This window comes from Streptomyces sp. NPDC048600 (genome assembly GCF_055587025.1).
Genome location: NZ_JBVJGZ010000029.1, coordinates 19,912 through 44,399 on the forward strand (window position 1 = coordinate 19,912; position 24,488 = coordinate 44,399).

25 protein-coding genes and 2 riboswitches are annotated in these 24,488 nt (G+C 70.3%); of the genes, 20 read left to right on the forward strand and 5 right to left on the reverse strand.

What is annotated here, in order from left to right; translation table 11 throughout:
* Positions 1-63: 63 nt before the first annotated feature.
* From ACZ6SQ_RS30960 to ACZ6SQ_RS30980, 5 genes are all read left to right on the forward strand, one after another.
* The gene (locus tag ACZ6SQ_RS30960) at positions 64-1,308 is read left to right on the forward strand and encodes a L,D-transpeptidase (protein WP_469567936.1); all 1,245 of its coding nucleotides are present in this window, start codon (positions 64-66) and stop codon (positions 1,306-1,308) included.
* Between the two features lie 212 nt (positions 1,309-1,520).
* Positions 1,521-2,288 (forward strand): enoyl-CoA hydratase/isomerase family protein, encoded by a 768-nt coding sequence (locus ACZ6SQ_RS30965; protein ID WP_389336045.1) that lies wholly within the window; start codon positions 1,521-1,523, stop codon positions 2,286-2,288.
* A gap of 285 nt (positions 2,289-2,573) precedes the next feature.
* Positions 2,574-3,077 carry an ATP-binding protein gene (locus ACZ6SQ_RS30970; RefSeq protein ID WP_386383526.1) on the forward strand — a complete coding sequence of 168 codons (504 nt, stop codon included), beginning with the start codon at positions 2,574-2,576 and terminating at the stop codon, positions 3,075-3,077.
* Between the two features lie 151 nt (positions 3,078-3,228).
* The gene (locus ACZ6SQ_RS30975; RefSeq protein WP_469567939.1) at positions 3,229-4,047 is read left to right on the forward strand and encodes a polysaccharide deacetylase family protein; all 819 of its coding nucleotides are present in this window, start codon (positions 3,229-3,231) and stop codon (positions 4,045-4,047) included.
* Entirely contained in the window at positions 4,047-5,252 is a 1,206-nt protein-coding gene (locus ACZ6SQ_RS30980; RefSeq protein ID WP_469567940.1) for a YVTN family beta-propeller repeat protein, read from the forward strand. The genes ACZ6SQ_RS30975 and ACZ6SQ_RS30980 overlap by 1 nt, the downstream gene beginning before the upstream one ends.
* A gap of 26 nt (positions 5,253-5,278) precedes the next feature.
* On the opposite strand, the gene ACZ6SQ_RS30985 is transcribed toward ACZ6SQ_RS30980, so the two are convergent.
* Positions 5,279-5,911 (reverse strand): GNAT family N-acetyltransferase, encoded by a 633-nt coding sequence (locus ACZ6SQ_RS30985; RefSeq protein ID WP_469567943.1) that lies wholly within the window; start codon positions 5,909-5,911, stop codon positions 5,279-5,281.
* Positions 5,912-6,079: 168 nt separating this feature from the next.
* Here ACZ6SQ_RS30985 and ACZ6SQ_RS30990 point away from each other — a divergent pair, with 168 nt between their 5' ends.
* From ACZ6SQ_RS30990 to ACZ6SQ_RS31000, 3 genes are all read left to right on the forward strand, one after another.
* Entirely contained in the window at positions 6,080-6,292 is a 213-nt protein-coding gene (locus ACZ6SQ_RS30990) for an EF-hand domain-containing protein (protein WP_386383552.1), read from the forward strand.
* A 72-nt stretch (positions 6,293-6,364) separates the two neighbouring features.
* Positions 6,365-6,586 carry a hypothetical protein gene (locus ACZ6SQ_RS30995; protein ID WP_469567945.1) on the forward strand — a complete coding sequence of 74 codons (222 nt, stop codon included), beginning with the start codon at positions 6,365-6,367 and terminating at the stop codon, positions 6,584-6,586.
* A 70-nt stretch (positions 6,587-6,656) separates the two neighbouring features.
* Complete coding sequence (locus tag ACZ6SQ_RS31000; protein ID WP_469567947.1) at positions 6,657-7,319, forward strand: NADPH-dependent F420 reductase; 663 nt, start codon at positions 6,657-6,659, stop codon at positions 7,317-7,319.
* Between the two features lie 269 nt (positions 7,320-7,588).
* On the opposite strand, the gene ACZ6SQ_RS31005 is transcribed toward ACZ6SQ_RS31000, so the two are convergent.
* The 4 genes from ACZ6SQ_RS31005 to gcvT all read right to left on the reverse strand — a co-directional run bounded on the left by ACZ6SQ_RS31005 (position 7,589) and on the right by gcvT (position 11,895).
* Positions 7,589-8,956: an L-serine ammonia-lyase gene (locus ACZ6SQ_RS31005; protein ID WP_469567949.1), complete on the reverse strand. Its 1,368-nt coding sequence runs from the start codon at positions 8,954-8,956 to the stop codon at positions 7,589-7,591.
* Positions 8,957-9,017: 61 nt separating this feature from the next.
* Complete coding sequence (locus tag ACZ6SQ_RS31010) at positions 9,018-10,280, reverse strand: serine hydroxymethyltransferase (protein ID WP_469567951.1); 1,263 nt, start codon at positions 10,278-10,280, stop codon at positions 9,018-9,020.
* An 8-nt stretch (positions 10,281-10,288) separates the two neighbouring features.
* Complete coding sequence (gene gcvH, locus ACZ6SQ_RS31015) at positions 10,289-10,666, reverse strand: glycine cleavage system protein GcvH (protein ID WP_389336021.1); 378 nt, start codon at positions 10,664-10,666, stop codon at positions 10,289-10,291.
* A 110-nt stretch (positions 10,667-10,776) separates the two neighbouring features.
* A complete protein-coding gene (gene gcvT / locus ACZ6SQ_RS31020) occupies positions 10,777-11,895 on the reverse strand; it encodes a glycine cleavage system aminomethyltransferase GcvT (RefSeq protein ID WP_469567953.1) in 1,119 nt (372 codons plus the stop codon).
* A gap of 39 nt (positions 11,896-11,934) precedes the next feature.
* Positions 11,935-12,070, reverse strand: a riboswitch (glycine riboswitch).
* Positions 12,071-12,164, reverse strand: a riboswitch (glycine riboswitch).
* Positions 12,165-12,336: 172 nt separating this feature from the next.
* Between gcvT and ACZ6SQ_RS31025 the strand changes: the two genes are divergently transcribed.
* The 12 genes from ACZ6SQ_RS31025 to ACZ6SQ_RS31080 all read left to right on the forward strand — a co-directional run bounded on the left by ACZ6SQ_RS31025 (position 12,337) and on the right by ACZ6SQ_RS31080 (position 24,044).
* Positions 12,337-13,011, forward strand: coding sequence for an AAA family ATPase (locus tag ACZ6SQ_RS31025; protein WP_469568089.1), 675 nt, complete (start codon positions 12,337-12,339; stop codon positions 13,009-13,011).
* Positions 13,012-13,126: 115 nt separating this feature from the next.
* The gene (locus tag ACZ6SQ_RS31030; protein ID WP_469567955.1) at positions 13,127-13,894 is read left to right on the forward strand and encodes an enhanced serine sensitivity protein SseB; all 768 of its coding nucleotides are present in this window, start codon (positions 13,127-13,129) and stop codon (positions 13,892-13,894) included.
* A gap of 96 nt (positions 13,895-13,990) precedes the next feature.
* Positions 13,991-14,782, forward strand: coding sequence for an enhanced serine sensitivity protein SseB C-terminal domain-containing protein (locus ACZ6SQ_RS31035; RefSeq protein ID WP_469567957.1), 792 nt, complete (start codon positions 13,991-13,993; stop codon positions 14,780-14,782).
* Positions 14,783-14,896: 114 nt separating this feature from the next.
* Entirely contained in the window at positions 14,897-15,037 is a 141-nt protein-coding gene (locus ACZ6SQ_RS31040) for a hypothetical protein (RefSeq protein ID WP_469567959.1), read from the forward strand.
* Positions 15,038-15,040: 3 nt separating this feature from the next.
* Positions 15,041-15,178, forward strand: coding sequence for a hypothetical protein (locus ACZ6SQ_RS31045; RefSeq protein ID WP_469567960.1), 138 nt, complete (start codon positions 15,041-15,043; stop codon positions 15,176-15,178).
* Positions 15,179-16,180: 1,002 nt separating this feature from the next.
* Complete coding sequence (locus tag ACZ6SQ_RS31050) at positions 16,181-17,179, forward strand: ABC transporter permease (protein WP_469567962.1); 999 nt, start codon at positions 16,181-16,183, stop codon at positions 17,177-17,179.
* A 58-nt stretch (positions 17,180-17,237) separates the two neighbouring features.
* Complete coding sequence (locus tag ACZ6SQ_RS31055) at positions 17,238-18,992, forward strand: ABC transporter substrate-binding protein (RefSeq protein WP_469567964.1); 1,755 nt, start codon at positions 17,238-17,240, stop codon at positions 18,990-18,992.
* Positions 18,993-19,061: 69 nt separating this feature from the next.
* The gene (locus ACZ6SQ_RS31060) at positions 19,062-20,069 is read left to right on the forward strand and encodes an ABC transporter permease (protein ID WP_469567966.1); all 1,008 of its coding nucleotides are present in this window, start codon (positions 19,062-19,064) and stop codon (positions 20,067-20,069) included.
* Entirely contained in the window at positions 20,066-21,163 is a 1,098-nt protein-coding gene (locus ACZ6SQ_RS31065) for an ABC transporter ATP-binding protein (protein WP_469567968.1), read from the forward strand. Before ACZ6SQ_RS31060 ends, ACZ6SQ_RS31065 begins: the two co-directional genes overlap by 4 nt.
* On the forward strand, positions 21,160-22,404 hold the full coding sequence (locus ACZ6SQ_RS31070) for an ABC transporter ATP-binding protein (RefSeq protein ID WP_469567970.1): 1,245 nt from the start codon (positions 21,160-21,162) through the stop codon (positions 22,402-22,404). The genes ACZ6SQ_RS31065 and ACZ6SQ_RS31070 overlap by 4 nt, the downstream gene beginning before the upstream one ends.
* A gap of 64 nt (positions 22,405-22,468) precedes the next feature.
* The gene (locus ACZ6SQ_RS31075; RefSeq protein ID WP_389335993.1) at positions 22,469-23,134 is read left to right on the forward strand and encodes a trimeric intracellular cation channel family protein; all 666 of its coding nucleotides are present in this window, start codon (positions 22,469-22,471) and stop codon (positions 23,132-23,134) included.
* 64 nt (positions 23,135-23,198) lie between these two features.
* A complete protein-coding gene (locus ACZ6SQ_RS31080) occupies positions 23,199-24,044 on the forward strand; it encodes a thioesterase family protein (protein ID WP_469567973.1) in 846 nt (281 codons plus the stop codon).
* Positions 24,045-24,488: the final 444 nt, after the last annotated feature.

The window sequence follows — 24,488 nt, forward strand, 5'->3', positions numbered from 1 at the left end:
CCAATGCGCGCAGGAGCCGCGCTGTCGCGGGCCCGACCAGGCCCGGGGGAGGGGAGTAGGACGTTGAAGGTTCGACCGATACCGGGGGCGTCGGTTGACGCGGGTGGGCGGCGGCTGGGGGCCGTGTTCGCCGGTGTGCTGCTGCTGGCCGTGACGGCCTGCGGTGGTGGGGGATCGGACGCCGGGAAGGACGACCCGGCGGGTGGCAAGGACAAGGGCAAGAACGCGGCGCCGGCCGCGAGCGGGCAGTCGCAGGCCGTCGTCACCATCGCGCCGAAGAACGGCGCCACCGACGTCGACACCAGCGGCAGGCTGAAGGTGGCGGCCGCGGGGGGCAAGCTGACCGAGGTCGTCGTCAAGGACGGCAAGGGCACCAGGATCGACGGCGAGATAGCCGCCGACGGCGCCTCCTGGACGCCCACCACGCATCTGGCCGCCGCCACCAAGTACCAGGTGCACGCGGTCGCCAAGGACTCCGAGGGGCGTCAGGCCGCCGAGGACTCCAGCTTCACGACGCTGACCCCGGACAACACGTTCGTGGGCACGTTCACGCCCGAGGACGGTTCCACCGTCGGCGTCGGCATGCCGTTCTCGGTCCGCTTCACCCGGGGCATCACCAACCCCGACGACGTGGAGAAGGCCGTCAAGATCAAGACCGAGCCGGCCGTCGACGTCCAGGGCCACTGGTTCGGCAACGACCGCCTCGACTTCCGGCCGGAGAAGTACTGGAAGGCCGGCACCAAGGTCACCGTCGAGCTGAACCTCGACGGCGTCGAGGGCCGTGACGGTGTCTACGGCGAGCAGTCCAAGACCGTCTCCTTCACCGTCGGCCGCTCGCAGGTGTCGATCGTCGACGCCTCCAAGCAGACCATGAAGGTCATGCGCGACGGCAAGCTGTTCAAGACCGTCCCGGTGACGACCGGCAAGCCCGGCTACGCCACCTGGAACGGCGCGATGGTCATCAGCGAGAAGTTCACCGTGACCCGGATGAACGGCGACACGGTCGGCTACGACGGCGAGTACGACATCAAGGACGTGCCGCACGCCATGCGCCTGACCGACTCCGGCACCTTCGTGCACGGCAACTACTGGGGCGGCGACGCGTTCGGCAACTACAACGCCAGCCACGGCTGCATCGGCCTGCGCGACGTGCGCGGCGGCTGGGACAAGGACGTCGAGGCGGCCTGGTTCTTCAAGCAGTCGATGGTCGGTGACGTGGTGCTCGTGAAGAACTCCACCGACCCGACCGTCGAGCCGTCCAACGGCTTCAACGGCTGGAACATGTCCTGGGACGAGTGGAAGAAGTAGCCCCTTCGCGGTCGGCGGGCCCGGTGCTGTGAACCACGGCGCCGGGCCCGCCGTCGTCGTGGTGGTGGTGAGGGGGCGGTGTGACCGACCGCACCGCAGCGCACTCGGTCAGCCCCCGTGCCGTGTCTGCCCGGGGGCGACCCCCGGACCCCCGGCCGGGTGTGACCGACCGCACCGCAGCGCTCCCGGTTAGCCTTCGTTAACCTGCCTCCATGACCGTGAATCTCGAAGTTGCCGAGGGCGTCGGCACGCTGCGCCTGGACCGCCCGCCGATGAACGCGCTGGACATCGCCACGCAGGACCGGCTCAAGGAGCTCGCCGAGGAGGCCACCCGCCGCGACGACGTGCGCGCGGTCGTGATCTACGGCGGCGAGAAGGTGTTCGCGGCGGGCGCGGACATCAAGGAGATGCAGGCCATGGACCACACCGCGATGGTCCTGCGCGCCAAGGCCCTCCAGGACTCCTTCACCGCGGTGGCCCGTATCCCCAAGCCGGTCGTCGCCGCCGTCACCGGCTACGCCCTCGGCGGCGGCTGCGAGCTCGCGCTGTGCGCCGACTACCGCATCGCCGCGGACAACGCCAAGCTCGGCCAGCCGGAGATCCTGCTCGGCCTGATCCCGGGTGCCGGGGGCACCCAGCGGCTGTCCCGGCTGATCGGCCCCTCCAAGGCGAAGGACCTCATCTTCACCGGCCGTATGGTCAAGGCCGACGAGGCCATGACGCTGGGTCTGGTCGACCGGATCGTGCCCGCCGCCGACGTCTACACCGAGGCGCACGCCTGGGCCGCGAAGCTCGCCCAGGGTCCGGCGCTGGCGCTGCGCGCCGCCAAGGAGTCGGTCGACGTGGGGCTGGAGTCCGACATCGACACGGGGCTGGCCGTGGAGCGCAACTGGTTCGCCGGGCTGTTCGCCACCGAGGACCGCGAGCGCGGCATGCGCAGCTTCGTGGAAGAGGGGCCGGGCAAGGCGAAGTTCCTCTGAGAACCCTGTGAATCCCCCTCGGTCCTCTTGCACTTGACGGGGTGTCTGATCCGGGTCCCTCGATGGGGCGGATTATGGAAGCCTTAAGGCAGCCTTAAGCCGCTCCCCTCGGGGGAGCCCGTCCTTCGCCGCCGGGCAGATGGTCCTCGCAGGTCAAAGGGGCCGCGACGGCCCTCGAACTGCCTCCGGCATATGCCGATCGATTCCGGCGGAATGAAGGCTTCCGGGGGGCTTATTCCTCAGGAACGGCCCCGCGAGCCGTTGCGGGCGGCCATGATGGGGGGCATGGCGGGGCTGGAGGGCATCGAACAGCCGCGGGGACACAGCCGTGCGACGGCGGCGCGCTGGTCGCCTGCGGTCGAGGACGAACGAGCGCTCAAGGCGCTGGAGTTGTTCGGCAACCCGACGGAGCGTGAGATCCCCCTGCCCTCCCGCCCGGAGTCCGCGGCCACGGCCCGCCGACTGGCCCAGGTGGTCGTGCTGCGGCACTGGGGGCTCAGTCCCAAGCTCACCGAGGACGTGGTGTTACTCGTGTCGGAGCTCGTGGGCAACGCCGTGCGGCACACCGGTGCCCGAGTGTTCGGGCTCCGGATGCACCGCCGGCGGGGCTGGATCCGCGTCGAGGTGCGCGATCCCTCGCGGGGGCTGCCGTGTCTGATGCCGGTCCAGGAGATGGACGTCAGCGGGCGGGGACTGTTCCTCGTCGACAAGCTGTCCGACCGCTGGGGCGTCGATCTGCTGCCCCGCGGCAAGACCACCTGGTTCGAGATGCGGGTCGCCGACCGCTGAGAGCGACGCGCGGGACCGTGGAACCCCGAGTCGGGCCGGACCCCGGACGCTGCGGCAGGCCGGACCCCGGACGCTTCGGCAGGCCGGACCGTACGCCGGGCCGGGGCGGCGAACGGGCCAATCACCTGATTCCGGACTGATCCTCCGTTAAATGGTCCTCGTGACCTCCGCCGACCGCCGCTCGGCCCTCCGTAACGCCGCCGGGCTCGCTGCCGCCACCGCCACCGCTGCCGCCGCGTTCGGCTCGGGCTGCTCCGCCGCACACCCGGTGCCGCCGACGCCACAGAAGCCGCGGCACGCGCAGAACCCCGGGTCCCCGCAGGAACCCCGGTCCTCCCCGCCTGCCCCCGGCCCCCGCCGCTTCCCCGCCCAGCCCGCCCAGATCGGCCACGGTCCCCGCGACCGGCCCCGCGTCGCCCTCACCTTCCACGGGGGCGGCGACCCCGCCACCGCGCGGGCCCTGCTCGCCGAGGCCGAACGCCACGACGCCCGCGTCACCGTGCTGGCCGTCGGGACCTGGCTGGACGAACACCCCGCGCTGGCCCGGCGCGTGCTGGACGGCGGCCACGAGCTGGGCAACCACACCCTGCGCCATCTCGACATCAACGCGATGCCCGAGGCCGAGGCCCTCGCCGAGATCACGGGCTGCGCCGGCCGGCTGAAGCGGCTGACCGGCTCGATCGGGAGCTGGTTCCGGCCCTCCCGTGCCGCGCGGGCCTCACCGCTGGTGGAGCGACTGGCCCACCGGGCCGGCTACCCGCACCTGCTGTCGTACGACGTCGACTCGCTCGACTTCACAGGGTCCGGCGGCCCCGCGGTCGCCCGTACCGTGCTCGGCTCCGTCCGGGGCGGCTCCGTGGTGAGCCTGCACTTCGGATACGCCGACACCGTCGCCGCCCTCCCCGCCGTACTGGACGAACTCGACCGCCGTGGTCTGCGCGCGGTCACCACCACGGAGTTGCTCAGCTGATGCGCCGAAACACCCTGCCCGCCTCCGCCCTGACCCGCGGGTGCCTCGCGACCGCCGCCCTGCTCGCCCTGGCCGCCGTCGCCGCCTGCGGCACCGGGGACAAGGGCGGCGGTGGGCCCGCGACCCGGACCGCGGCCCTGCCCGCGCCCGCGAAGAAGCAGCGCCCCGTCGTCGACGGGCTGCCGGGGATGCCGCCCGTGCTCGACCCGAAGGACGTCTACGCGGCCGACCGGCCGGGCCTGCTCTCCCCGGTCGTCAAGGACTTCCCCTCCCGGGTCTACGTCCCCAACACCGAGTCCGACACCGTCTCGGTGATCGACCCGGAGACGTACAAGATCGTCGAGACCATCCGCGTGGGCCGGCAGCCGCAGCACGTCGTGCCCTCCTGGGACCTGAAGACCCTCTGGGTCAACAACAACCGCGGCCACACGCTCACCCCGATCGACCCGGGGACCGGCAAGGCGGGCGAGCCGGTGGAGGTCCACGACCCCTACAACCTCTACTTCACGCCCAACGGCAGGTACGCCGTCGTCATGGCATCCCTGGACCGCGAGCTCGTCTTCCGCGACCCGCACACCATGAAGACGGTCAGGACCGAGCCGGTCACCTGCTACGGCGTCAACCACGCCGACTTCTCCATGGACGGCAGGTACTTCATCGTCTCCTGCGAGTTCAGCGGGGAACTGCTCAAGGTCGACACCGAGAAGATGAAGGTGGTCGGGCAGCAGAAGCTCCCCTTCGAGGGCGCCATGCCGCAGGACGTGAAGCTCTCCCCCGACGGCAGCACGTTCTACATCGCCGACATGATGGCCGACGGCATGTGGGTGCTCGACGGCGACAAGTTCACCGAGCCGACCCTCCTGCCCACCGGCAAGGGCACCCACGGCCTCTACGTCAGCCGGGACTCGCGCGAGATGTACGTCTCCAACCGGGGCGAGGGCACGATCTCCGTCTTCGACTTCGCCCGGCGCGAGGTCACCAGGAAGTGGCGTCTGCCGGGCGGCGGCAGCCCCGACATGGGCGGCGTCTCCGCCGACGGCAAGGTCCTGTGGCTGTCCGGGCGTTACAACGCCGAGGTGTACGCCATCGACACCCGCACCGGCGCCGAGCTCGCCCGGATCAAGGTGGGCAGCGGGCCGCACGGCCTCGCGGTGTACCCGCAGCCGGGCCGCTACTCCCTCGGGCACACCGGCGTCTTCCGCTGAGCGCCCCTCGGCGCGCCCGCCCCGAGCTACCGGACCCGCAGCAGCGCCTCCGCGCCCACCTGCCGGAAACCGGCCGCCCGGAACGCCCGCGCGCTGCGGGCGTTCCCCGGCGCCACCTGCGCCCACAGCGGCTCGTCGACGAGGTGCCGGGCGGCCGCCACCAGCGCCCGGCCCAGCCCCCGGTGCCGGGCGTCCTCGTCGATCTCCACCGACACCTCCAGTCGCCCGGCGACGCCCCGGCCGGTCACCAGCACGCCGCCCCGCGCCGTCCAGGCGCGCACGTCGTCGCGCCGCTCGCGGGCGTAGGCGACGCGTGGATGGCAGGGGTCGGAGATCTCCTCCAGCGGCAGCGGCGCCTCACCCGGCAGCGGGGCGGCGACCAGCACCGCGTCGACGCACTCGGTCGTACGGCCCGTGCGTTCCAGCAGCGCCGCCAGGAACCGCGGGTTCATCGTCGCGGCGAGGGCGTCGCAGTCGAGGGCGCGCAGAGTGTCGTGCACCCACCCGGGATCCTCGTCGGTGAAGACGACCGAGTGGGCCGTGAAGGCCATCACACCGGCGTCCCGGGGCGAGGGCTGGGGCACGACCGTCGTACGGCCGTCCGGCGGCGGGAACTCACCGCGCGCGGCCGCGTCGAGAACGTCCCGCAAGCTCTCCACCTGTGCTCCTCGTGTCCCGCCGACCGGAAGGATCACCGTCGCACACACAGCCGCCGGACACGAGTGGTTACCGGTGGTCGCCGCACCGGGTGCTCCGGCGGGCCGTTAGTCTGACCTGCGTCCGTACGACAGGTACGACGGCAAGGTATGACGAAGAGGGGCGGATCGGTGGCCGACATCGAAGAAGCACGCAAGCAGTTCGACCGCATCGACACGGACGGTGACGGTCAGATCACCTCGGCCGAGTTCAAGGCCGCCCTGGCTCAGCAGGGCGACTGGAACGTGACCGAGTCCGTCGCCGAGGCCATCATCGCCAGCCGCGACCTGAACGGCGACAAGCTGCTGTCGTTCGACGAGTTCTGGGCCCACCTGAACAAGTGACGCGTGCTCCGAGGGGCGCCCGCCGGGAGATGTTCCCCGGCCGGGCGCCCCTTCGTGCGTGAGGACCACGCCATGGGAAGCGACATCCACGGCAGGGTCGAATGCCGCAACGGGAACGGCGCGTGGGACTACGAGGACGACGAGTGGGACTGCGCCGTCAACCTGGACCTGCTCTTCCTCGGCCGCGACTGCGCCGAGGGCGGCACCGACCCGACGGATCCCGCCTCCGCCGCCGCACGGCCCAGCGCACCGGCGGGATCGTCGTACGGATCTGATCCGGGGAATCCGGAATAGCCCTCGGTGGTACCGGGGTTGATGCCACCGACGGTTATATGCAGGTGCATCGATCTTGGAAGGGTCAGCCATGAAGATAGGCATCATCGGCGCGGGCAACATCGGCGGCAACCTCACCCGGCGGCTCACCGCCCTCGGCCACGAGGTCGCGGTGGCCAACTCCCGTGGCCCGCAGAGCCTCACGGCCCTCGCGCAGGAGACGGGCGCGACCCCCGTCCGCGTCGAGGACGCGGCCCGGGACGCGGAGGTCGTCGTCGTGACGGTCCCGCTGAAGGCGGTCCCGGACCTGCCGCCGAACCTGTTCGCGAAGGCCGCCGAGGGCGTCGCCGTGATCGACACCGGCAACTACTACCCGCGCGAACGAGACGGCCGGATCGCCGGCATCGAGGACGAGGGCCTGACGGAGAGCCGCTGGACGGAACGCCATCTCGGCCACCCGGTGATCAAGGTCTTCAACGGCACCTACGCCGAGGACCTCATCGACCGCCCGCGTCCGGTCGGCGACCCCGACCGGATCGCCGTACCCGTAGCGGGCGACGACGCGGCCGCCAAGGCCACGGTCCGCGCCCTGGTCGAGGAACTCGGCTTCGACACCGTCGACGCGGGCGGCCTGGACGACTCCTGGCGCCAGCAGCCCGCCACCCCGGTCTACGGCCTGCGCGCCGACACGGAGGCGGTGCGCAAGGCGCTGGCAGAGGCGTCCCCGAAGCGCACACCGGAGTTCACGGGCTGAGCGAGCCCTCCGCCGAAGGCGGCCGACGACCGGGGTGCCGACGACCGGTTCGAGGCGCGTAGTCGGTCGTGTTCGTCCCCGAGGGAACGCAGGACGCGCCGACTCCCGCCGCAGGGGAGAGCCGACGAGACCGTCCTGCCCGCCGGCTCGGAGAACGACCGCTCGACATGCGTCGATCAACTGGCAACCCGAGGGGCTGCGCCGTGTGAGCAGGCAGGGCCCTGATCAGCGCTGAGATGCTACGACCGCGCTGATCAGGGCCCGTTCCCTCAGCACTCGATGATGTTCACCGCCAGGCCGCCCCGGGCGGTCTCCTTGTACTTCACCGACATGTCCGCGCCGGTGTCCTTCATGGTCTTGATGACCTTGTCCAGGGAGACCTTGTGCGAGCCGTCGCCGCGCATGGCCATGCGGGCCGCGGTGACCGCCTTGACCGCGGCCATGCCGTTGCGCTCGATGCAGGGGATCTGCACCAGGCCGCCGACCGGGTCGCAGGTCAGGCCGAGGTTGTGCTCCATGCCGATCTCGGCGGCGTTCTCGACCTGCTCGGGGCTGCCGCCGAGGACCTCCGCGAGGGCGCCCGCGGCCATGGAGCAGGCGGAGCCGACCTCGCCCTGGCAGCCGACCTCGGCGCCGGAGATGGAGGCGTTCTCCTTGAAGAGCATGCCGATGGCGCCGGCGGCGAGGAGGAAGCGGACCACGCCGTCCTCGTCGGCGCCCGGCACGAAGTTGATGTAGTAGTGCAGGACGGCGGGAATGATGCCGGCCGCGCCGTTCGTCGGGGCGGTGACCACCCGGCCGCCCGCCGCGTTCTCCTCGTTCACCGCCATCGCGTAGAGCGTGATCCACTCCATCGACAGCGCCAGCGGGTCGCCCTCGGAGCGCAGCTTGCGCGCGGTCGTCGCGGCCCGCCGCTTCACCTTCAGACCGCCCGGCAGGATGCCCTCGCGGGCCATGCCGCGCGACACACAGGCCTGCATCACACGCCAGATGTCGAGTAGCCCCTCGCGGATCTCCTCCTCGCTCCGCCAGGCCCGCTCGTTCTCCAGCATCAGCGCGGAGATCGACAGACCGGTCTCCTTCGTCAGGCGCAGCAGCTCGTCGCCCGTGCGGAAGGGGTACTTCAGGACCGTGTCGTCGAGCTTGATCCGGTCCGCGCCGACCGCGTCCTCGTCCACGACGAAGCCGCCGCCGACCGAGTAGTAGGTCTTGGAGAGCAGCTCGGCGCCCGAGGCGTCGTACGCCCAGATCGTCATGCCGTTGGCGTGGTACGGCAGGGCCTTGCGCCGGTGGAGCTTGAGGTCGCGGTCGAAGTCGAAGGCGATGTCGTGCTCGCCGAGCAGGTTCAGCCGACCCCGCGACCTGATCGACTCCACCCGCTCGTCGGCGGTCTCCACGTCCACCGTGCGCGGGGAGTCGCCCTCCAGGCCGAGCAGCACCGCCTTCGGCGTGCCGTGGCCGTGGCCGGTCGCGCCCAGCGAGCCGTACAGCTCGCAGCGGACGGAGACGACCGCGGGCAGCAGATCCTCGTTGCGCAGCCGGCGCGCGAACATCCGCGCGGCGCGCATCGGGCCGACCGTGTGGGAGCTGGACGGGCCGATGCCGATCGAGAACAGGTCGAAGACCGAGATGGCCACGGAAACTCCTCAGTACGGGGTGGCGGGGCACCCGGGATCGCCGGGTGCCCCCGCCGGGGACTTACTTGTTCAGGCCGGGGTACAGCGGGTGCTTGTCGGCGAGAGCCGTCACCCGGGCCTTGAGCGCCTCCGCGTCGTACGACGGCTTCAGCGCCAGCGCGATCACGTCCGCGACCTCGGCGAAGTCCTCGGCCGTGAAGCCGCGGGTGGCGAGGGCGGGCGTGCCGATCCGCAGACCGGAGGTCACCATCGGCGGCCGCGGGTCGTTGGGGACGGCGTTGCGGTTGGCCGTGATGCCGACCTCGTGGAGCCGGTCCTCGGCCTGCTGGCCGTCGAGCTCGGACTCGCGCAGGTCGACCAGGATCAGGTGCACGTCCGTACCACCGGACAGCACGTTCACCCCCGCCTCACGGGCGTCGGGGGCCGTCAGCCGCTCGGCGAGGATACGGGCACCGTCCACGGTACGCCGCTGGCGCTCCTTGAACTCCTCGCCCGCGGCGACCTTGAAGGAGACCGCCTTGGCCGCGATCACGTGCTCCAGGGGACCGCCCTGGAAGCCCGGGAACACCGAGGAGTTCAGCTTCTTGGCGAACTCCTTCTTCGCCAGGATGATGCCGCCGCGCGGGCCGCCGAGCGTCTTGTGCGTCGTGGAGGTCACCACGTGCGCGTGCTCGACCGGGTTCGGGTGCAGACCCGCGGCCACCAGGCCCGCGAAGTGCGCCATGTCGACCCAGAGGAACGCCTCGACCTCGTCGGCGATCCGGCGGAACTCCGCGAAGTCCAGCTGGCGCGGGTACGCCGACCAGCCCGCGATGATCACCTTCGGACGGTGCTCCTTGGCGAGCCGCTCGACCTCGGCCATGTCCACGAGACCCGCGTCGTCCACGTGGTACGCGACCACGTCGAACTGCTTGCCCGAGAAGTTCAGGCGCATGCCGTGGGTCAGGTGACCGCCGTGCGCCAGGTCCAGGCCGAGGATCGTGTCGCCCGGCTTGGCCATCGCGAACAGCGCGGCCTGGTTCGCGGAGGCACCCGAGTGGGGCTGGACGTTGGCGTACTCGGCGCCGAACAGGTCCTTGATCCGGTCGATCGCGATCTGCTCGGTGACGTCGACGTGCTCGCAGCCGCCGTAGTAGCGGCGGCCCGGGTAGCCCTCGGCGTACTTGTTCGTCAGCACCGAGCCCTGCGCCTCCATGACGGCGAGCGGAGCGAAGTTCTCCGACGCGATCATCTCGAGCGTGGACTGCTGACGCACCAGCTCGGCGTCGATCGCCGCGGCGACCTCCGGGTCGAGCTCGTGCAGGGGGGTGTTCAGGGAGGACATGCGACTCCTCAGCCGGCGATGTAGGCGGAGTACTCGTCGGAGGAGAGCAGGTCGTCCTGCTCGCCCGCGACGCGGACCTTGAACAGCCAGCCGCCCTCGAACGGGGCGGAGTTCACCAGCGCCGGGTCGTCCACGACGTCCTGGTTGACGGCGGTGATCTCACCGCTGACCGGCGAGTAGAGCTCGCTGACCGACTTGGTCGACTCCAGCTCGCCGCAGCTCTCGCCCGCGGTCACCGTGTCACCGACCTCCGGGAGCTGGACGTAGACGACATCGCCGAGGGCGTTCGCCGCGTGCTCCGTGATGCCGACCGTCGACACGCCGTCCTCGGCGGCCGACAGCCACTCGTGCTCCTTGCTGTAGCGCAGCTGCTGGGGGTTGCTCATGGCCTGAATTCTCCTGTACGCGAGGTGATGCTGATGCAGGGGGGACCGCCCGGGGCGTGCGTGAGCAGCGCGAACGTGCCCGACGCCATCGCGGCGGTGCTACGAAACTGTCACTTCTGACGCTTGTAGAAGGGCAGCGCCACGACCTCGTACGGCTCGTGGCTGCCCCGGATGTCCACGCCGACACCCGCGGTGCCCTGCGCCGCGTGCGCCGCGTCGACGTACGCCATGGCGATCGGCTTGCCCAGCGTGGGGGAGGGAGCGCCGGAGGTGACCTCGCCGATCACCTCACCGCCCGCGACCACGGCGAAACCGGCGCGCGGCACCCGGCGGCCCTCGGCGACCAGACCGACCAGCACCCGCGGCGGGTTCTGCTCGGCGCGCGCGGCGGCCTCGGTGAGCGCCTCGCGGCCGACGAAGTCGCCCTCCTTCTCGAACTTGACCACACGGCCGAGCCCGGCGTCGAAGGGGGTGAGCGAGGTGGTCAGCTCGTGCCCGTACAGCGGCATGCCCGCCTCCAGGCGCAGCGTGTCGCGGCAGGACAGGCCGCACGGGATCAGGCCGACCCCCGCGCCCGCCTCCGTCAGCGCCTGCCACAGCGCCACGGCGTGCTCCGGCTTCACGAACAGCTCGAAGCCGTCCTCGCCGGTGTAACCGGTGCGCGCGATCAGCGCCGGGACGCCCGCGACCGTGCCGGGCAGACCCGCGTAGTACTTCAGGCCGTCCAGGTCGGCGTCCGTCAGCGACTTCAGGATGCCGGGGGACTCCGGGCCCTGGACGGCGATCAGCGCGTACGCGTCACGGTCGTCACGGACCTCGGCGTCGAAGCCGGCCGCGCGCTCGGTCAGCGCGTCCAGCACGACCTGCGCGTTGGAGGCGTTGGCGACGACCATGTACTCGGACTCGCCCAGCCGGTAGACGATCAGGTCGTCCAGGATGCCGCCGTCGGCCCGGCAGATCATGGTGTAGCGGGCGCGGCCCACGCCCACGGCGGCGATGTTGCCGACGAGCGCGAAGTTCAGCAGGGCCGCGGCCTGCGGGCCGGTCACGGTGATCTCGCCCATGTGCGAGAGGTCGAAGAGCCCTGCCCTGGTGCGCACGGCGTTGTGCTCGTCGCGCTCGGAGCCGTAACGCAGCGGCATGTCCCAGCCGGCGAAGTCGGTCATCGTCGCGCCCAGCGAGCGATGCAGGGCGTCGAGCGCGGTAAGGCGCAGTTCGGTACTGCTCATCGGTCGGTCGTCTCCCAAGTACACGACAGGCGAGGTCATTCCTCCCCATCTGTCATCGGAACCTGAGAGGTTCGCCATGACCGCCCGTACACATACGTACAGTGACGCGGGGGAAGGACATGGCTTGCACCTTGGGTGGGACCACTGCTGGCAGCGGCCCGCTTTTCAGATGTGCCTCGCCCGCGCGGTAACGGGGCCTGAGAGATTCAAGGGAGGGACTTGCTCCTTCGGCGCCCCAGACGGACTGGGGACTCTCCCGCGCGGATTCAAACGGCCGGTATGCAGTTGGCGCGCCCATCATTGCACGCATCCGCCGAGCAGGGCAGGCCGCATCTGTAACCGGGCTGTGGCACTACGCACACGAAATCCGGAGGCGCACCCCATTACCGTCTCTTTACACTCGATGGGCAAGGGTCTCGTGACCCGCCCCAGGGGAGGACGATCACGGTGAACAGGACCACGCCGTACGCCACCAGCCCGGCCCTCGCGCTGCCCGCACGGACCGGTGCCCCGGCCACGGACGCCTGCCCCGCACACTCCGCACCCGTCGTCCGCGACCTGCGCGAGCGCGCCGGCCGCAGCCCGCACGCCCTGCTCTTCGGCCCCGCCGACCTCGTCGTGATCACCGGACTGCCCGGCAGCGGCAAGTCCACCCTGATGCGGCGCGCCGTGCCCGGCACCCGCATCGACTCCCAGGACACCCGCGACCGCTTCGACGCCCGCGCCCCCCGCTTCCTGCCGTACGCCGTCTACCGCCCGCTCGTCCGCCTCGCCCACTACGCCGGACTGCGCCGCGCCCTGCGCTCCGGCCGGGGCGTCGTCGTGCACGACTGCGGCACCCAGGCCTGGGTGCGCGGCTGGCTCTCCCGCGAGGCCCGCCGCCGCGGCGGCACCCTGCATCTGCTGCTCCTCGACGTCACCCCCGAGCAGGCCCTGGCGGGCCAGCGCGAGCGCGGCCGCGGCGTCTCGCGCTACGCCTTCCGCCGCCACCGCGGCGCCGCCGCGCGCCTGCTGCGCCGCGTCGAGCGCGGCGCACTGCCCGGCGGCTGCGGCTCGGCCGTCCTGCTCGACCGGGACGCCGCGGACGCCCTGCGCCGGATCGGGTTCACGGGCTGACGGACCGGCCGTGGGAGCCCGTCCGTTCCCACGGGCCGGGCACGCCGACGGGCGGGCCGTCCGCACGGGTTAGCCTTTCAGCCACAGCAGGTTCACGGCAGGCGGTAGGCAGCAGATGGACTTCCCGGCGCAGGCGCAGGCGCACCCGCATCCGCACGGCGGATGGCCCGGCAACGAACTGGAGGAGGTGCTCTCCGCCTCCCTCGGCGTGCCGTCGGCCGGCGCCCGCCTCGTCGAGGTCCTCGGCCGCAGCTTCGTCTGGGTGCCGCTGCCGTCCGGCGGCGGCCCGGACAGCGGCGAGCTCGACCTGCCCACTCTGGAGATCGAGGGCCAGGCCTACGTCCCGGTCTTCACCTCCGAGGAGCAGTTCCGCCTCGGCGCGGGCCCGAACATGTCGTACGCCGTCGCCCCCGCCGTGGAGTTCGCCCGCGGTCTGCCCCCGCAGGCCGGCATCGCGCTCAACCCCGGCGGCGTGGTCGGCGTGCCCCTCCCGCCGGCCGCCGTCGCCGAGCTCTGCCGCTCCGGCCGCACCCCGCTGGACGGCCCGGCGAGCGGCGGCCGCGTCCGCCTGTACGAACCCGACTGGCAGGAAGACCCCGTCGCCTTCCTCACCGCCGCCTCCGCCGAGTTCGACGCCACCGGGGTCGTCCGCACGGCCCGCCGCTGTCTGGCCGCGATCGAGACGGCCGGCCCGGCGCTGTTCGTCGGAGTCGAACTCGCCCAGCTGGACGGCGACCCGCTCGCCGCACCCACCGCGGCCCTGGGCCGGGCCCTGGCCCAGGCCCCCGTCCCGTGGCCGGTGAACCTGGTCCTGCTGGACGTGGCGCAGGACCCGGTGGGGGACTGGATGCGGCAGAAGGTGCGCCCGTTCTTCCAGAAGTAGGAGATCACGGAACCCACCGAGCTCTCCCCCGGTGCTCCCCCCGGACGGCATAACCTGGTTTCATAACCCGGTCAGAAGAAGAAGGGGCGTAACACAGTGAGCGCGAGCGGCACCGCCGCGACCGGCACGGTCGAGCACACGCTGCGCCAGGTCACCCCGGGGCGTTACGACGCCTACGAGGCGCTCCTGCGTGCCCTCGCGACGCCCGTCTCCGGCCAGGTCTGGATGCTGCTCTGGCACGGTCAGGCGGGCTCCCCGGACGCCCAGTACGGCACCATGCACGTCGGCGGCCACTCCTACGCGCCCTGTGTGACCTCCGCCCAGGAGCTGTCGGCCAGCGGCTGGAACCGCAGTTACGAGGTCGTCGACGCCCTCGACGTGGCCCGCACCCTGTACCCCGACCACTACGGCCTCTGGCTCAACCCGCACGCCCATGGCGGCGGCGTCGGCGTGCCCTGGCTCGATCTGCGCCGCATCGCGACGGGCCTGGACCGCCAGCCGGCCGGCCCGCTGCGGCTGGCCGAACCCGGTATCGAGATCCCGCAGTTCTACGCCCTCCTCGCGCAGAACGCCCATCGCACCCCGGCCGTGCGGACTTTGCGCCGCGCCTGGGTGCAGCCGGCGCTGGGCGCACCGTATCTCGCCATCGGCCTCGACGTGTACGAGACCTCGCCGCCGGCCGTGGACTCGGTGCGCGCCATGATGCACCAGTCCATCGGCGCCGTACCCGACGGGCTGCCCGTGTCGACGGTGGCGATGTCCGACGAGTACTGCCCCGTCGCGATGTGGATGCGGTCCAACGCGCGCCCGTTCTACGACCGCGAGGCGCACGCGGCTCCGGCGCCCGTCGCGGGCTACGGATACCCTCCGGCGCACGGCGGCTTCTGAGCCACCGGATTCCGAACCTCCGCCGAGCCGCCTACGGAAGGGCCGGCCGGGGGCGTCCGGCCCTTCCGCGCATCGGCCTGGGGGGCAGACCGACGTCTGTGGGCGGCGGACTGTGTGTCAGCCGGTCAGGCGGCGCAGAACCGGGCCTGGGCCATCGCCGCCGGTGAGTTCGAGGTGACGCGGTCCGCGCAGTTGACCGCTCCCTACCCGAGCGCCGTCCAGCTCACGGCCTTGCCGGTCACCGGGGAACCGTAGCCCGTGCCCCGCGCGTTGCACGTCTTCGCGCTGTACGAGCCGGAGGCCTTGGTGGTTCCGGCGAAGAACACGGTGGTGCCGTTCTTCCCCGAAGCCCGCACGACCGTGGTCGAGGGCGTGGTGCTCCCCGCAGGTCGGTGACCGACGGTGCCGTCGCGGCCTCGGCGGCACCGGTGAGGGGAGCCGCGAAGCAAGCCAAGGTAATTGCTGACGCTAACGCCTTAGGCATTTTCGATCGATTTCCTTTCCTGTTTCTACAGTCAATTTTTTGTCCAACCGGGCACGAGAAAGTTCCGATGCCCGGTCAGAGTGTTCAGCAGGAACGTTTGTGAGAATGCCTCAGATCGGCTGTCAGGGCCCGCCGAACTCGCGGTACTCCACCATCGGACGGGTGTAGGCGCGCTTGCGGGCGCCGACGACCATGCGGTCGGTCACCGTGACGCCCTTCTTGGCGGACCGGGTCGTGCTCCAGCCGCCCGAGGCCTTGACCTTGACGATGCCGAAGTTCAGGTCCCCACCCCCTCGGCCTTCTTTACGGGTCGGTTCGACGTCGAGAAACCTAGCGACCCACCGTTCGGTGCAGCAAGCAGTTCATTCGAGAACGAGAATTCAGAAGCTCAGAGAGCCCTAAAATTTGCAGACGGGAAATCAAAAGCGGCGCCCGGAAGATTCCCGATGCCCGATTCGCCACTGTCGAGTGAAGGTGGCGAAAGGTGTAATTCCGGCCTTGTCGCGAAGGGTGTGGTGGCGGTCACATCGGCCGTCAGGGGGCCTCCTCAACTCCCCCGATCGGGGGGCCCGTTGGGGGTCCGAGGCGGTCCGTCGCGGCCCCTGGGGGCCGGTGTATGCCTCTACTGATTCACCGCAACGCGGCGTAGGTTGTTCGGATAACGGAACCCCTCACGCGGCATCACGGTTAGGCATACTTTCGGCGGCAGATCTGGCGTGTGATCAGCAGAGCGTTGAAGACTCCCGTGTCAGGTGCAGGCCGAGCGGATTCCCTGAGCGAGAACACGTCCACGGGTCGTCCGGCCGAAGGGGTCGTAACACCTACGGCCGAGGCGCCACCGCAGGAACAGCACACGCCGAACAACGGCGGAGGAGTGGGCCGAACACCACCGGCCGAGAAGGGGTAGGGCGCTTGTGACCGCACCGATCGACACCGCCGGGGCAGCAGCCGAGGCACAGCCGGAAGCTGTACTCGTCGGCGCCGGCAAGGGGCAGATCGAGGGCCGCTCCCTTGGACAGATCGCCTGGACCCGGTTCAAGAAGGACAAGGTCGCCGTCGCCGGCGGCGTCATCGTCATTCTGCTGGTGCTCCTCGCGATCCTCTCCCGTCCCCTCCAGGCCCTGCTCGGTCTCGACCCCAACGCCTTCAACCAGGACCTGATCGACCCCAACACCTCGTTGCCCACCGGGGGCTTCGGCGGCATGAGCGCGGACCACCCGCTGGGCGTCGAGCCCAAGTTCGGGCGCGACATCGCCACCCGCATCCTGGAGGGCTCCTGGGTGTCGCTGGTCGTCGCCTTCGGCGCCACGATCCTGTCCAACACGATCGGCGCGGTCCTCGGCGTCGTGGCCGGCTACTACGGGGGGCGGGTGGACACGGTCATCAGCCGTCTGATGGACACCTTCCTCGCCTTCCCGCTGCTGCTGTTCGCCATCGCCATCGCCGCGACGCTGCAGGGCGGTGCGTTCGGCCTGGAAGGTCTGCCGCTGCACATCGGCGTGCTGATCTTCGTCATCGGCTTCTTCAACTGGCCCTATCTGGGCCGTATCGTCCGTGGTCAGACCCTGGCCCTCAGAGAGCGTGAGTTCGTCGACGCCTCCCGGGGCCTGGGTGCCAAGGGGCCGTACATTCTCTTCCGGGAGCTGCTCCCGAACCTGGTCGGCCCGATCATCGTCTACTCGACGCTGCTCATCCCGACGAACATCCTCTTCGAGGCCAGCCTGAGCTTCCTCGGCGTCGGCATCCAGCCCCCGCAGGCGTCGTGGGGCGGCATGCTCAGCGAGGCGGTCAACTTCTACGAGGTCGACCCGCAGTTCATGATCGTGCCCGGCCTCGCAATCTTCGTCACCGTCCTGGCGTTCAACCTGCTCGGCGACGGACTCCGTGACGCTCTCGACCCGCGCAGCCGCTGATTCGCGGACGCGCCGAGAGCACATCAAGTTTCCAACAATGGAGGGGAAGCAGACCATCATGCGAAGGTCAGCGCTGGCCGCGGTGGCGGCAATCGGTACCGTGAGCCTGGTCCTCACGGGTTGCAGCAAGGCCGATGAGGGCAAGGACAACGGCGACAAGGGCAAGGCGGCCGGAGCCAACGCGGCGACGACCGGTGTCGTCAACGCCTCCACCCAGGCGGGTGGCACGGTCACGTACGAGTACTCGGACGTGCCGGACTCCTTCGACCCCGGCAACACGTACTACGCGTACATGTACAACCTCAGCCGGCTGTACGCCCGTCCGCTCATGACGTTCAAGCCCGCCCCGGGCGAGAAGGGCAACGAGCTGGTCCCGGACCTCGCGGCCGGTCCCGGCACCCCCGGTGACGGCGGCAAGACCTGGACGTACAAGCTGCGTCCGGGCCTGAAGTACGAGGACGGCTCCCCGATCACGTCCAAGGACGTGAAGTACGCCGTCGAGCGCTCCAACTTCGCGCGTGACGTGCTCTCGCTCGGCCCCAACTACTTCCAGCAGTTCCTCGAGGGCGGCGACAAGTACAAGGGCCCGTACAAGGACAAGAGCGCCAAGGGCCTGGCGTCGATCGAGACCCCGGACGACACCACGATCGTCTTCCACCTCAACCGCGCCTTCCAGGAGTTCGACTACCTGGTCGCCACGCCGCAGACGGCTCCGGTGCCGCAGGCCAAGGACACCGGCGTCGACTACGTCAAGAAGATCGTGTCCTCGGGCTCGTACAAGTTCGAGAGCTACGAGGAGGGCAAGCAGGTCACCCTCGTCCGCAACGAGAACTGGGACGCGAAGACCGACCCGCTGCGCAAGCAGTACCCCGAGAAGATCGTCGTCAAGCTGAAGGTCAACGCCGAGACCATCGACCAGGACGTCATGGCGGGCACCGCCATCGACCTCGGCGGTACCGGTGTCCAGGCCGCGACGCAGGCGAAGGTCGTCAACAGCAGCGACCTGAAGGCCAGCACCGACAACACCTACGGTGGCCGGCTCGTCTACATGGCGATCAACACCAAGGTCGCGCCGTTCGACAACGTCGAGTGCCGCAAGGCCGTGCAGTACGCGATCGACAAGGTCTCGGTCCAGACGGCCGAGGGCGGCCCGATCCGCGGCGACATCGCCACGACCGTGCTGCCGCCGGACATCCCGGGCTACGAGAAGTCCGACATCTACGCCACCGACGGCAACAAGGGCGACGTGGCCAAGGCCAAGGAGCACCTGAAGGCCTGCGGCAAGTCGACGATCAGCACCAACATCTCGGCGCGCAGCGACCGTCCGCAGGAGATCGACGCGGCCACCGCGATCATCGACTCGCTGAAGAAGGCCGGCATCACGGCCACGCTGAAGCAGTTCCCGTCGGGCAAGTACTTCACCGACGCGGCGGGCGTGCCGGCGTTCAACAAGAAGCAGAACATCGGTCTGCACATGATGCAGTGGGGCTCCGACTGGCCGTCCGGCTACGGCTTCCTGCAGCAGATCCTGCACGGTGACGCGATCGGCGAGTCCGGCAACACCAACCTGTCGCAGCTCGACAACGCGGACGTCAACTCCCTGCTGGAGAAGGCGATCGGCACCGAGGACGGCGCCGAGCGCAACAGCCTCTACACCCAGATCGACAAGAAGACGATGGAGGAGGCGGCCCTCGTCCCGCTGACCTACTTCAAGGTCCTGCTGTACCGCCCGTCCAACTTCACCAACCTCACCTCGACGGCGGCCTTCAGCGGTCAGTACGACTACCTCAACATCGGCACGACCAAGAAGTAGCCCCGGAAGGCAGGTGAAGGCATTGGTGCCCGCGGGCTTCGCGGTCCGCGGGCACCAGCGCCGGTCCCCGTGATCTCGTATATCCTCCGCCGGACGGTCGCGGCAGTGATCCTGCTGCTGGTCGTCACCGCGGTCACCTTCGGCATCTTCTTCCTGCTGCCGCGGCTCGCCGGCCAGACCGTCGACCAGCTCGCCCAGCAGTACATCGGGAAGAATCCCTCGGCCGCCGACATCGCCGCGGTCAAGCACAACCTCGGACTGGACCAGCCCGTACACGTCCAGTTCTGGCACTTCGTCAAGGGGATCGTGTCGGGCGCCACGTACGACCTCGGCCCGACCACGGTGCACTGTGACGCGCCGTGCTTCGGCTACTCCTTCAAGACGCACGTCGAGGTCTGGCCGCAGCTCACCTCCCGTCTGCCGGTGACGATCTCGCTGGCCGCCGGTGCCGCGGTGCTCTGGCTGCTGTCCGGTGTGACGGCCGGTGTGATCTCCGCCCTGAAGCCGGGCTCGCTCCTCGACCGCACCTTCATGGGCGTGGCGCTGGCAGGCGTCTCGCTGCCCATGTTCTTCACGGGCAACCTCGCGCTGCTGCTCTTCACCTTCCAGTGGCCGATCTTCGGCCGCACCTACGTCCCGTTCACCGAGAACCCCTCGCAATGGGCCAACACGCTTTTCCCGGCGTGGTGTTCACTCGCGCTGCTCTACTCCGCCATCTACGCGCGGCTCACCCGCTCCGGCATGCTGGAGACGATGAGCGAGGACTACATCCGCACGGCGCGCGCCAAGGGCCTGCGTGAGGGCAAGGTCGTGGTGAAGCACGGTCTGCGGGCCGCGCTGACCCCGATCATCACCGTCTTCGGCATGGACCTCGGGCTGCTGCTGGGCGGTGCGGTGATCACCGAGACGGTGTTCTCGCTGCACGGCATCGGTGAGTACGCCGTGAAGTCCATCCAGGACAACGACCTGCCCCCGATCCTCGGCGTCACGCTGATCGCCGCCTTCTTCGTCGTGATCGCAAATCTCCTGGTGGACCTGTTGTACGCCGCCGCCGACCCGCGGGTGAGGCTCTCGTGACCGAACTGTCCAAGACCGGTGCCGCTGTCGGGGAGCCCGTCAAGGCCCCCGCCGGGGCGGGCACCGCCTTCCTCGACGTGCGTGACCTCAAGGTGCACTTCAGCACCGACGACGGTCTCGTCAAGTCCGTCGACGGACTCAGCTTCCAGCTGGAGAAGGGCAAGACCCTCTCCATCGTGGGCGAGTCCGGCTCCGGGAAGTCCGTCACCTCCCTCGCCATCATGGGACTGCACCGCCTCGGCTCGCGCGGCAAGAACGTGCGGATGTCCGGCGAGATCTGGCTCGACGGCAAGGAACTGATCTCCGCCGATCAGGACGAGGTGCGCCGGCTGCGCGGCCGCGAGATGGCGATGATCTTCCAGGACCCGCTGTCCGCGATGCACCCCTATTACACGGTGGGCAGCCAGATCGTGGAGGCGTACCGCGTCCACCACGACGTCAGCAGGAAGGTCGCGCGCAAGCGGGCGATCGAGATGCTCGACCGGGTCGGCATCCCCGAGCCCGCCAAGCGCGCCGACAGCCACCCGCACGAGTTCTCCGGCGGTATGCGCCAGCGCGCCATGATCGCCATGGCGCTGGTCAACAACCCCGAGCTGCTCATCGCGGACGAGCCGACGACCGCCCTCGACGTCACGGTCCAGGCGCAGATCCTCGACCTCATCCGGGACCTGCAGAAGGAGTTCGGCTCCGCGGTCGTCCTGATCACCCACGACCTCGGCGTGGTGGCCGAGATCGCGGACGACGTGCTGGTCATGTACGGCGGCCGGTGCGTGGAGCGCGGCTCGGTCGAGGGTGTCTTCAACCGGCCGCAGCACCCGTACACCTGGGGCCTGCTCGGCTCGATGCCCCGCCTCGACCGCGAGACCACGGACCGGCTCATCCCTGTCAAGGGACAGCCGCCGAGCCTCATCAACGTCCCCTCGGGCTGCGCCTTCCACCCCCGCTGCCCCTACGCGGATGTCCCCAAGGGCGAGGCCACCCGCACGACGCGCCCCGAACTGGCGCAGGTCGGCGGGGGACACTGGTCCGCCTGCCACCTCTCGCCCGAGGACCGTACGCGGATCTGGACCGAAGAGATTGCGCCGAAGCTGTGAGTGAGACGAAGAAGACGGACGTGGTCGTCCCGGCGCAGGCGTCGGCTCCCGACGAGCGTGACGTGCTGCTCAAGGTCACGGGCCTGACCAAGCACTTCCCCATCCGCAAGGGTGTGCTCCAGCGCCAGGTGGGCGCCGTCAAGGCGGTCGACGGGATCGACTTCGAGGTGCGCAAGGGCGAGACCCTGGGCGTGGTCGGCGAGTCGGGCTGCGGCAAGTCGACGATGGGACGGGTGATCACCCGGCTCCAGGACCCGACGGGCGGCACGATCCACTTCCAGGGCAAGGACATCACGCGGCTCAACACGGCCGGGATGCGTCCGCTGCGGCGGGACATCCAGATGATCTTCCAGGACCCGTACGGTTCCCTGAACCCCCGCCACACCATCGGCTCCATCGTCTCGGCGCCCTTCCGGCTGCAGAACGTGGAACCCGAGGGCGGTGTGAAGAAGGAGGTCCAGCGCCTCCTCGGCCTCGTCGGGCTGAGCCCGGAGCACTACAACCGCTACCCGCACGAGTTCTCCGGCGGCCAGCGCCAGCGCATCGGCATCGCCCGCGCGCTCGCGCTGAACCCGAAGCTCGTCGTCGCCGACGAGCCGGTCTCCGCGCTGGACGTGTCGATCCAGGCCCAGGTCGTGAACCTGCTGGACGACCTCCAGCAGGAACTGGGCCTGACGTACGTGATCATCGCGCACGACCTCTCGGTCGTCCGGCACGTCTCGGACCGGATCGCGGTGATGTACCTCGGCAAGATCGTGGAGCTGGCCGACCGCGACCTGCTCTACAAGTCGCCGATGCACCCGTACACCAAGGCCCTGATGTCGGCGGTGCCGATCCCGGACCCGGGGCGCAGGGGAGCCAAGAGCGAGCGCATCCTGCTCAAGGGTGACGTGCCCTCGCCGATCTCGCCGCCCAGCGGCTGCCGCTTCCACACCCGGTGCTGGAAGGCCACGGAGATCTGCCGGACGACCGAGCCGCCGCTGCTCCAGCTGCGCCCGGGCCAGCAGGTCGCCTGCCACCACCCGGAGAACTTCGAGGACCAGCAGCCGCAGGACACGGTGCTGCTGAGCGCCGCGAAGGAGGCGGCGGAGCTGGTGCCGGACGCGGTGGTGGCGGAGTCGGCAGCGGAGAAGTCCCCGGAGCCGGCCGAGCCGGAGCCGGCCGTGTCCACCGCCGATTCGGCCGACCCTGAGCCGGTCGAGGTCTCGAAGTCGGAGACCGCGAAGTCCGACGAGAAGTAACCCTGTGACGCAGCCCCTGCCTTGCAATGCAAGGCAGGGGCTCTGTCATAGGTAAGAATGTAGGGTGCTTGAGCAACTCTTCAGCCCGTCCGTCCAGCACACGCTCGACCTGATCGGCATCTTTGTCTTCGCCATCTCCGGCGCGCTGCTGGCTGTCCGCAAGAACTTCGACGTCTTCGGCATCGCCGTCCTCGCCGAGGTCACCGCGCTCGGCGGCGGACTCATCCGCGACCTCGTCATCGGGGCGGTGCCCCCGGCGGCGTTCACGGACCTCGGGTACTTCTCCACCCCGCTGCTCGCCGCGCTCCTGGTGTTCTTCCTGCACCCGGAGGTGGAGCGCATCCAGGTAGGCGTGAACGTCTTCGACGCGGCCGGCCTCGGCCTGTTCGCGGTCTCCGGCACGATAAAGGCGTACGAGTACGGGCTGAATCTGACCGCCTCGGCGGCGCTCGGCCTCGCCACCGCCGTCGGCGGCGGTGTCCTGCGGGACGTGCTCGCCAACGAGATCCCCTCGCTGCTGCGCTGGGACCGCGACCTGTACGCGGTGCCGGCGATGGTCGGCGCGGGCATCGTCGTCCTGTGCATCCGCTTCGACGCGCTGACCGCCTTCACCTCGGGGCTGGCCGTCGTGACGGCCTTCGTGCTGCGGCTGCTGGCGATGAAGTACCACTGGCGGGCGCCCAGGGCGTGGAACCGCAGGTCGACGGCGCGGGAGGCGGACGACGTCTAGGTGGGACGGGTTGGCGCGAGGGGAAAAGCTACCGCTTAGTAGTTTCCTGTTGTACGGTACCTGTATGGCTCAGGCATCCCAGGCGCTCATCGGCGACAGCGAGTTCGACCGAGACACCGCGCTCACCCGCCGCACCGAGGGCGTCTACGACATCGACCTCTCGGCAGGCTGGACCATCATCAACGCGGTCAACGGCGGCTATCTGCTGGCCGTGCTGGGCCGCGCGCTCGCCGACGCCCTGCCCCACCCGGACCCGTTCTCCGTCTCCGCCCACTATCTGACGGCGTCCCAGCCGGGCCCGGCGGTCGTGCGCACGGAGGTCGTCCGCACCGGCCGCACGCTGTCGACCGGCCAGGCCTCGCTGTTCCAGTACGACGAGCAGGGCGCCGAGGTCGAGCGGATCCGCGTCCTCGCCTCCTACGGCGATCTGGGCACCCTGCCCGACGACGTCCGCACCACGGCCCGGCCGCCGGCGATCCCACCGATGAGCCAGTGCTTCGGCCCCGAGGACGGTCCCGCCCCGGTCGACGGCAGTTCGGCCATCACGGAGCGGCTGATGCTCAAGCTGGACCCGTCGACCCTCGGCTGGGCGCTCGGACAGCCCTCCGGCAACGGGGAGATGCGCTCCTGGTTCGGCCTCGCCGACGGCCGCGACATGGACCCGCTGTCCCTCCTCCTCGCCGTGGACGCCCTCCCGCCGACCGCCTTCGAGTTGGGCATCAAGGGCTGGGTCCCCACCGTCGAACTCACCGTCCACATCCGCTGCCGCCCGGCCCCGGGCCCGGTCCGCGTCTCCATCACCACCCGCAACCTCGCGGGCGGCTTCCTGGAGGAGGACGCGGAGGTCTGGGACACCCAGGGCCGCCTGGTGGCCCAGTCCCGCCAACTGGCCCGAGTTCGCCTCCCCTGACCCCAACCCCCTAGGGGCCCGGGGAACTGTGCGCCCAGCCCGACGGACGTGCAGCCGCAAACCGCCCCTGAAGGGGCGCCGGGAACTGCGCGATCAACCACGACGCCGGGAATGCCGCACACCTCTCCGCAGGCCGCGTCCCGTCCTCGACGGGGCCGAGCGCAACTCCCCTGGGGGCGCGGGGAGCTGCGCGCCCAGCCCGACGGACGTGCAGCCGCAAGCCGCCCCTGAAGGGGCGCGGGGAACTGCGCGATCAACCACGACGCCGGGAAGGCCGCGCACCTCCCCGCAGGCCGCGTCAGGTCCTTGACGCGGCCGAGCGCAACTCCCCTAGGGGCGCGGGGAACTGCGCGACAAGCCACAACGGACGTGCAGCCGCAAGCCGCCCATAAAGGGGCGCGGGGAACTGCGCGACAAGCCACGACGGACGTAAAGCCGCAAAGC

What these genes read in the sequence shown, in the direction of transcription:
- ACZ6SQ_RS31030 (WP_469567955.1), top strand. Translation starts at nt 13,127, where the DNA reads ATGGACTTCCCGGCGCAGGCGCAGGCGCACCCGCATCCGCACGGCGGA.
- ACZ6SQ_RS31080 (WP_469567973.1), top strand. Translation starts at nt 23,199, where the DNA reads ATGGCTCAGGCATCCCAGGCGCTCATCGGCGACAGCGAGTTCGACCGA.
- gcvT (WP_469567953.1), bottom strand. Translation starts at nt 11,895, where the DNA reads ATGAGCAGTACCGAACTGCGCCTTACCGCGCTCGACGCCCTGCATCGC.
- ACZ6SQ_RS30975 (WP_469567939.1), top strand. Translation starts at nt 3,229, where the DNA reads ATGGTCCTCGTGACCTCCGCCGACCGCCGCTCGGCCCTCCGTAACGCC.
- ACZ6SQ_RS30995 (WP_469567945.1), top strand. Translation starts at nt 6,365, where the DNA reads ATGGGAAGCGACATCCACGGCAGGGTCGAATGCCGCAACGGGAACGGC.
- gcvH (WP_389336021.1), bottom strand. Translation starts at nt 10,666, where the DNA reads ATGAGCAACCCCCAGCAGCTGCGCTACAGCAAGGAGCACGAGTGGCTG.
- ACZ6SQ_RS31000 (WP_469567947.1), top strand. Translation starts at nt 6,657, where the DNA reads ATGAAGATAGGCATCATCGGCGCGGGCAACATCGGCGGCAACCTCACC.
- ACZ6SQ_RS30980 (WP_469567940.1), top strand. Translation starts at nt 4,047, where the DNA reads ATGCGCCGAAACACCCTGCCCGCCTCCGCCCTGACCCGCGGGTGCCTC.
- ACZ6SQ_RS31010 (WP_469567951.1), bottom strand. Translation starts at nt 10,280, where the DNA reads ATGTCCTCCCTGAACACCCCCCTGCACGAGCTCGACCCGGAGGTCGCC.
- ACZ6SQ_RS31055 (WP_469567964.1), top strand. Translation starts at nt 17,238, where the DNA reads ATGCGAAGGTCAGCGCTGGCCGCGGTGGCGGCAATCGGTACCGTGAGC.
- ACZ6SQ_RS30970 (WP_386383526.1), top strand. Translation starts at nt 2,574, where the DNA reads ATGGCGGGGCTGGAGGGCATCGAACAGCCGCGGGGACACAGCCGTGCG.
- ACZ6SQ_RS30965 (WP_389336045.1), top strand. Translation starts at nt 1,521, where the DNA reads ATGACCGTGAATCTCGAAGTTGCCGAGGGCGTCGGCACGCTGCGCCTG.